This window comes from Endozoicomonas sp. (genome assembly GCF_031844845.1).
GTDB lineage: Bacteria > Pseudomonadota > Gammaproteobacteria > Pseudomonadales > Endozoicomonadaceae > Endozoicomonas.
In genome coordinates, this window is the sequence record NZ_JAVRMB020000268.1 from 1 (window position 1) to 7,227 (window position 7,227).

Below are 7,227 nucleotides of genomic sequence, written 5' to 3' on the forward strand. Positions count from 1 at the left end.
AACAGGGAATTCATCATGCATGTCAATAGAGAGCCAGCTGTAATCAAGACGACATGTGCCTATTGTGGTGTAGGCTGTGGAATCTCTGCCAAAGTCACTGACCCGGAATTACATCTGGTTGAGATTACGGGACGAGAAGATCATCCCGCTAATTATGGTCGCCTTTGTTCTAAAGGGAGTGCATTAGGGGAAACCGTTTCTCTTGAAGGGCGTTTACTCACGCCAAAAATAAAAAATATCCCTTTTAGCTGGCCTCAGGCGCTGGATGAAGTGGCTACACGTTTAAAAAGTACCATTGAACAATATGGACCGAATGCCGTTGCTCTATACGGATCCGGTCAACTATTGACTGAAGATTATTATGTAGCCAATAAACTGATGAAGGGGTTTATTGGCAGTGCCAATATGGACACCAATTCTCGGCTCTGTATGGCATCAACGGTAGCGGGGCAGAAGCGGGCGTTCGGTTCGGATACGGTGCCCAATAATTACCAGGATCTTGAACTGGCGGATTTACTGATATTAAGCGGCTCCAATACCGCCTGGTGTCATCCGGTGCTTTTTCAGCGAATCCGGGCCATGAAAGAGCAGCGTCCCGAGATGAAAGTGGTGGTGATCGACCCCAGAAGGACGGATACCTGCGATATTGCCGATTTACACCTGGCCATTAAACCGGGCTCCGATGTGTTGCTGTTTAACGGTTTGCTCGCTTATCTTGCGGAGCAGGGTGGTTTGGATGCTGCCTATATCAGTGAGCACTGCACCGGGTTTGATCAGGCACTGGCCGTTGCTGGAAACAGCTATGAAAACCTGGATGAACTGGCACATCTCTGCGGGGAATCGGTAGAGAACATTCTTCGCTTCTACCATTGGTTCCTGAACACCGATAAAACGGTGACGGCCTGGTCTCAGGGCGTTAATCAGTCCATGTCCGGTACGGATAAAGTCAATGCCATTATCAACTGTCACCTGGCCACCGGGCGTATAGGTAAGCCCGGCAGTGGTCCATTGTCGTTAACAGGGCAGCCCAATGCCATGGGCGGGCGTGAAGTTGGCGGACTGGCCAATCAGCTGGCTGCCCATATGGATTTTACGCCGGAGGATATTGCCAGGGTAGGGCAGTTCTGGAATGCACCGAATATGGTGGAATCACCTGGAAAAACAGCCGTTGACCTTTTTAAGGCCATGGAAAGTGGAGAGATTAAATTCGTCTGGATCATGGGAACTAATCCAGTGGTGAGTTTACCAGACAGTCATCGGGTTATTAAGGCGTTACAACAATGTCCAACGGTGGTGGTGTCAGACTGTATTGAACATACGGATACGACTGCTTTTGCGGATATTCTATTGCCCGCAGCGCCCTGGAGTGAAAAAGACGGTACTGTAACCAACTCTGAGCGTCGTATATCAAGGCAGAGAGCGTTGTTTCCTTTAGCCGGTGAGGCAAGGCCTGACTGGTGGATAATTAGTGAAGTAGCCCATCGCCTTGGGTTTTCAAAGGACTTTGATTATTCATCCAGTGCTGCCATTTTCAGGGAGCATGCTGCTTTGTCGGGCTATGAAAATACATCGTCAGGTAAGATCAGAGATTTTAATATTGGTGCTTTAGCCAACATCAGTGATCAACAGTATCAGGCACTGTCGCCATTTCAGTGGCCTTTGACTGTCGATTTGGCGGCTTCTGATTCAGAGAAAGGGTCTTTGAGTGAGAATCCACTGGAGTCACTCAGTAGTCAGCAGCGGTTGTTCAGCCAGGGGGGCTTTTATACCTCAGATGGCAAGGCTCGATTTGTAACGACAGGCTCTATATCTCAGCCCAATGCTCCGGGTAAAACCTATCCATTATTACTGAATACCGGGCGTGTTCGTGACCACTGGCATACCATGACGCGTACAGGACTTTCAGCCCGGTTGAACCAGCATAGCGATGAACCATTTCTGGCAATGCATGCGGAAGATGCTGAACGCTATCAGTTGAGTGAGGAGGGGCTGTGCCAGATTACCTCAGAATTTGGCAAGGCCGTTGTGCGGGTTCAGATTTCCGACAGGCAGCGCAGTGGTGAAGTATTTATGCCCATGCACTGGACCCGTCAGCACAGTGCAACCGGCTTTTCCGGTGTTCTGGTGAACCCGGTGTTGGATCCTGTTTCAAAACAGCCGGATCTGAAGTTTACTCCTATTTCCGTAACACCTTATGAGGTTGAGCAGTATGGGGTTCTTTTTACTCGACAAAGAGTAAAGCTTCCAGGTGTTGATTACCTGACGGAAGTTCGGAGTGACCATGGTTTCCGCTATGAGCTTGCCGGAAAAAACCTGAATCAGCTGCCACTGTTTTCGTCGTTTAATCAGTCCCGGAAAGCGGAGTATCTGGACAGTGCTCATGGTGAATCCCGGTCTGCCTGGTTTGATGGCGAAAGCATACAGGCGCTGTGGGTATCAGGCTCGGCCCGCTCAGAGTGTGATCGGCAGTGGTTGCAGTCACTCTTTGGTCAGAACAAGACGATTGAAGAGTCATGGTGGATTCTGGCGGGTACCCCTCCCCGGGGAGAAGATGCTGGAAGACAGGTCTGTGCCTGCTTTGGTGTAGGAGAGAAAACCATCTGTCGGGCCATTGCCGAACATGAGCTTACTGAACCTGAGCAAGTGGGTGAGTACCTGAAAGCGGGTACTAACTGTGGGTCCTGTATTCCTGAAATCAGGGCGCTGATTGCCCGGTGACCCGTTACTTCTATTGTTTGTCGTGAAAGGTTTGTCGTGAAAGAAAATTGCCACGGAGTCACAAAGGTACGGAGAAAAGAAAAAGCTTTTCCTCTGTAGCTCCGTGGCGAAATTTTTCATGGCCGAGAGGGTGACGAGCAATCGTCATGGAATGTAGAGATAAAGCAAATATCAATATCCAAAACCCCGTTCACCCTGACTTCAGAGTGAACGGAGATCTGTATTTACGAGAGAGCAAATTTAACCCTTGCTGTTGAGAGGGTTAAATCGCAAGTTTACTTGAAAATACGGATGTGAGTTCAGAACAATTATTTTGCTCACCGTCATTGGTGTTTTTAGCAGAAGCCTGTTGTTGAAATTCAGATAACTCCCTATCTAATGACTCCAATGCGGTTTGAAGTTTTTGAACGGTAGACTGAAGGTCTTCAGCCTTTTGTAATAATGCTTTCTTTTCACTGGGTTGTTGGCTAAGTATGCTAGCCATCTCAGGGGTTAGCTGAGGAACGTATTTTCCTGATCCGGTCGATTTCAATGACTCTTGATGTGAGCTGGCGGGGCTGAGCTTTGTTTCACTTTTCCATTTTGACGTGACTGTTAATGTTTCTGTAGATTTGATTAAATCGTTGCCGCATTGATTTAATCTTTCGAATATTTTAGAAATATCATAGCTAAAAGGTTTTACTTGAGATTCAGGCTGTTCTGAACACTCAGTCTCTTCAATAGTCTCTGGATTAATACGCTTAATCGCGTCGGAAAAAGATATTTCAGGCATTTTTTTAGATTCTTGAGTGATAATTAGTGGGTATTCTCCCGGCTGGCAAAAAGATTGTTCTGCCGGTGTGAGCACTTTATATAAAGTGGATTGCAATGGTTTTATATTTTCACCAGACTGTTGACACAGGTATGGCATCATATTGATATTGGGTTGCTGGTATGTTACATCAGTTACAAATAAAATATTTTCCCGAAGTAATGATATGATTTGTTCTGTAGAGGGGGGAGCTAACTCTTTCGAGCCCTTAATAAACAAGTAATTACTTACATCTAAGGGCTTGCACGTGTTCAGACCGTAGCATCGATCAAGAAAAAAACTCGAAGTATTCTCAGGTAGATATGATACTGAGAACTGGTGAACAGTATTGCCGGAGTACAAATCTTTTACCGATGAATTTATATTATCGCTTGGTATCATGCCTGCAAATTTGCATGTAGAAATCCCGCATTCATCAATACCACCCTTGGTATTTATCAATTGGCATCCTTCGTACAAAAGTACCCGGTCAGATCCTCTTTGTTGTTTTTCCTGATTTTTACCATGATGTGGTTTTTTATTGTCTGATTCATATTTGCTTTCTTGCTGATGTTTGGTTTTATTGTAATGTGTATCGAACTCTGAATCTACCTGAGTGGCAGGACGAGTGATCTTAGCGTCCGGGCTATCCTCACCCACAATCCGTGATCCATTAGAATTTATGATCTTACAGATATTAGCGTCGGCTAAGGTTGTCATCTCGAAATCGTCGGGAATCAGCAGTGATGCTGCGTAATAATGTTCATCATCACAAATAGAATCAATCGAGTTTGATTCTGACTGCCTTTTTATTTTATAGCTCGATCCTGACAGGACTTCCAGTCCGAGCGTGGAAAACGGTGTGTTATTTTGAGTTATCAACGTTACGCATGCAGGTCTATGGGTAGATTCCCTTTCATGCTCCTTTACAGGGTTGTCACCTTTTTCCCATTTACAAAGATTTGTGAAACAAGTAAGGCAGGTCGTGTTATCACGATTGCTATCTCCTGTAAATTTAAATCCAGAACAGGCCAATTCCAGGATTGACGGATATTCAGAAATGGACGCAGATTGTTCACTGATTGTAAAAATCTCTGGTTTTGTATGCGAAATACCTGACGACGAATGAATGTCTGGTTGGTTGGTTGGAAATTTCTCATTAATTATATTGCCGTCACTGTTATAATACGTTCGTTCAGTTTTTCTGGTTGTCGCATTCTGTATTGTGGTGCTTTGTGTCAATACAAATATATTGCGTTCAGCCAAACAATTTATGTGTGGGTTTAATTGATTTAGATGATCATTGTTTTTTGCAATATAAAAAGAGCATTGAGGTTCCACTTTTCTGACGATTGCTTTTCCATTAAAGCAACTGATAATCAAAGGTTGCTTCCCTGTTGTCTCTGCGGTGAATTGATGCCAGTAATTATTTTTTTTCGCTAATCTTCCTGTAATTTGTGAATCACCGTTGACCAGTGAGTAAGCTGGAATATCTTCTTGTTTATTATTTAAAACGCTGCTGGGTATATTGAATGTTAGCGTCGTCATAGTAGTATTACCTGATGAATTACTTCCGGTTTTGATTGTCGAGTCATTGATTATCTGGTTTGTTTCACGGTGTGACAACTAAATATATAATGGCACTTCATAAATAGAGCAAATTTTTACTCCAAATTCACCATAAAACACTTTATGCATCCGATTGTTTTTCAACCTGTGTATTTTTAGCCCATTGCCCTATTTGATCAACCACTGATTAACCGGTTGATATAGCCTGGCAGGCTAAACGCAGCCAGGTGAACTTCAGGGGTATAGTAATGGGTCTCTATTGCTGACTCCTGAAATCTCATTGTCAGTTTATCCACTGTTATGTGTCGGATTGAACGGTTATCGGTAGCCCAGGCAAGCGTCATGATACCACCGACATAGGAAGGGACTGCGACTCCATAAAAGGTGCTGTCGGTAAAGAGAGACTGCAGTTTTTTTGATGATTGGGTGAGTTCTTCAGGCTGGAAAAAGGGAACTCCATTTTGTGCTACAAAGATTCCGCCTTCTCTCAGGCAATCTTTGCAGGCCTGATAAAATGACGTGCTGAATAGCACTTCTCCAGGACCCACCGGATCGGTGCAATCCGAGATTATCAGGTCGAAACGTCTATTGGTACTGCTGACAAAGTTCATTCCGTCATCAATGACCAGATCAAGACGCGGGTCATCAAAAGCGCCATGACTGTGATTTGGGAGATATTCACGGCAGGTATCTATGACGGTCTGATCAATTTCTACCTGAGTGATAGTCTGGATGGTTTTATGTTTAACCAGCTCTCTCAGAATACCGCCATCTCCACCCCCAATGATCAATGCGTTTTGCAGGTTGCCATGGGCAAAGGCTGGCACATGGGTAAGCATCTCATGGTAAATAAACTCATCCCGTTCAGTGGTCTGGATAATCCCGTCAAGCGCCATCACCCGGGCAAAGCGTTCGTTTTCAAAAATAACCAGATGCTGGTGGGGTGTCTTATGCTCGAATATCATTTTGTTGACGGAAAAAGTCTGGCCATACCCTTGCGTCAGGGCTTCTCTAAATATTTTCATGGGGAAAAAACTTATTTTGGGTGGCGGGCTCTTGTTGATGAACAAGCCCTCGTAACTCTTGTCGAATATCCAGGTTTTTCGGGTTGAAAGTGCGTTGTAAAATGGCGATGGCGTTATGTGGCGTGGCATTGCCACACATAAAAATATCAAAGGCAGCGAATGATCGTTCCGGCCAGGTGTGGACACTGATATGGGACTCTGCCAGAACGGCAACCCCGGAGATCCCTCCATTAGGTTCAAAATGATGGAGATGAATATGCAGTAGCGTGGCATTACAGACATCAACACACTCTTTGAGGGCAGCCCTCATCAGAGGCATGTCACTCAGAGCTATGTCAAAAGGACTGGACTGCCAGAGATCAACTAACAGGTGATACCCGGCAAATGTCTTTCCGCCGCTCTCGATAAAATGGTCATCAGTCACTTGAGCTTCCTGCCAGTGACAGGCTTTATCTGCTGGATCTGATGTGTTTTGAAACGAGGACATTAGTTGCTATCACCCTTTACCATAAAAATAACGCATATAGAGTAAATCAGTGACCCGCTCTTCAGGATCTATAAAAAGTAGACCCTTTACAGGGTAGAGTAATGATGTTTTTTTTGTGGTTACTATCCGTTTTCCGGAAAATCGAGACTCAGCTCAATGCGATGATACCTGGACACCGAACGGATAGCGGTTGCTACGGTTGTTCTGATAGCCTTCATTTCACCGGTGGTGGGGGGAAGATCATTATCTACTGTTATGTTGATATTTACCCATAACCATCTACCCAGCCAGATCATGCTTATATTGATATGCTGGTTGGCAATTGCCCGATGTTGTTCCGAGATAGTCTCTTTAACCCGCTGTACCAGCCCGGGTTCGGCAAGATCCTGTAATAGTAACTGTTTATAGTTTTTGTGCAGTGTTTTCAGGGGGAGGCGAATCAAAAATAACAGGAGCAGCAGTGTCAGGGCAGAGTCGATATAGGGCGTTACAGGATGACTGTTTCCCATCAGGTAAGCCACGGTAAACGCTATCGTAGCGGAAGCACTGAGAGAAGCATCGACCAACCATTCCTGAAACTCAAAGTGGATCAGTGGCGAAGGACGTGAACGATAAAGCATCAGGAAAATAGTGGCTGT

General features: G+C 45.0%; 5 protein-coding genes. 1 reads left to right on the top strand and 4 read right to left on the bottom strand.

Annotation, left to right across the window (positions count from 1 at the left end):
• The first annotated feature begins 15 nt into the window (after positions 1–15).
• Positions 16–2,718, top strand: a complete 2,703-nt coding sequence (locus RM811_RS14470; RefSeq protein ID WP_402525579.1) for a molybdopterin-dependent oxidoreductase — start codon at positions 16–18, stop codon at positions 2,716–2,718.
• A gap of 262 nt (positions 2,719–2,980) precedes the next feature.
• Here RM811_RS14470 and RM811_RS14475 read toward each other — a convergent pair whose 3' ends face one another.
• The 4 genes from RM811_RS14475 to RM811_RS14490 form a co-directional block, all read right to left on the bottom strand.
• On the bottom strand, positions 2,981–5,056 hold the full coding sequence (locus RM811_RS14475) for a baculoviral IAP repeat-containing protein (RefSeq protein ID WP_402525582.1): 2,076 nt from the start codon (positions 5,054–5,056) through the stop codon (positions 2,981–2,983).
• A 197-nt stretch (positions 5,057–5,253) separates the two neighbouring features.
• Positions 5,254–6,102, bottom strand: a complete 849-nt coding sequence (speE, locus tag RM811_RS14480) for a polyamine aminopropyltransferase (RefSeq protein WP_402525584.1) — start codon at positions 6,100–6,102, stop codon at positions 5,254–5,256.
• Positions 6,089–6,589 (bottom strand): adenosylmethionine decarboxylase, encoded by a 501-nt coding sequence (speD, locus tag RM811_RS14485; RefSeq protein WP_402525586.1) that lies wholly within the window; start codon positions 6,587–6,589, stop codon positions 6,089–6,091. The genes speE and speD overlap by 14 nt, the downstream gene beginning before the upstream one ends.
• Before the next feature lie 122 nt (positions 6,590–6,711).
• On the bottom strand, positions 6,712–7,227 hold a 516-nt coding region (locus RM811_RS14490), incomplete at its 5' end, for a cation transporter (protein ID WP_402525589.1).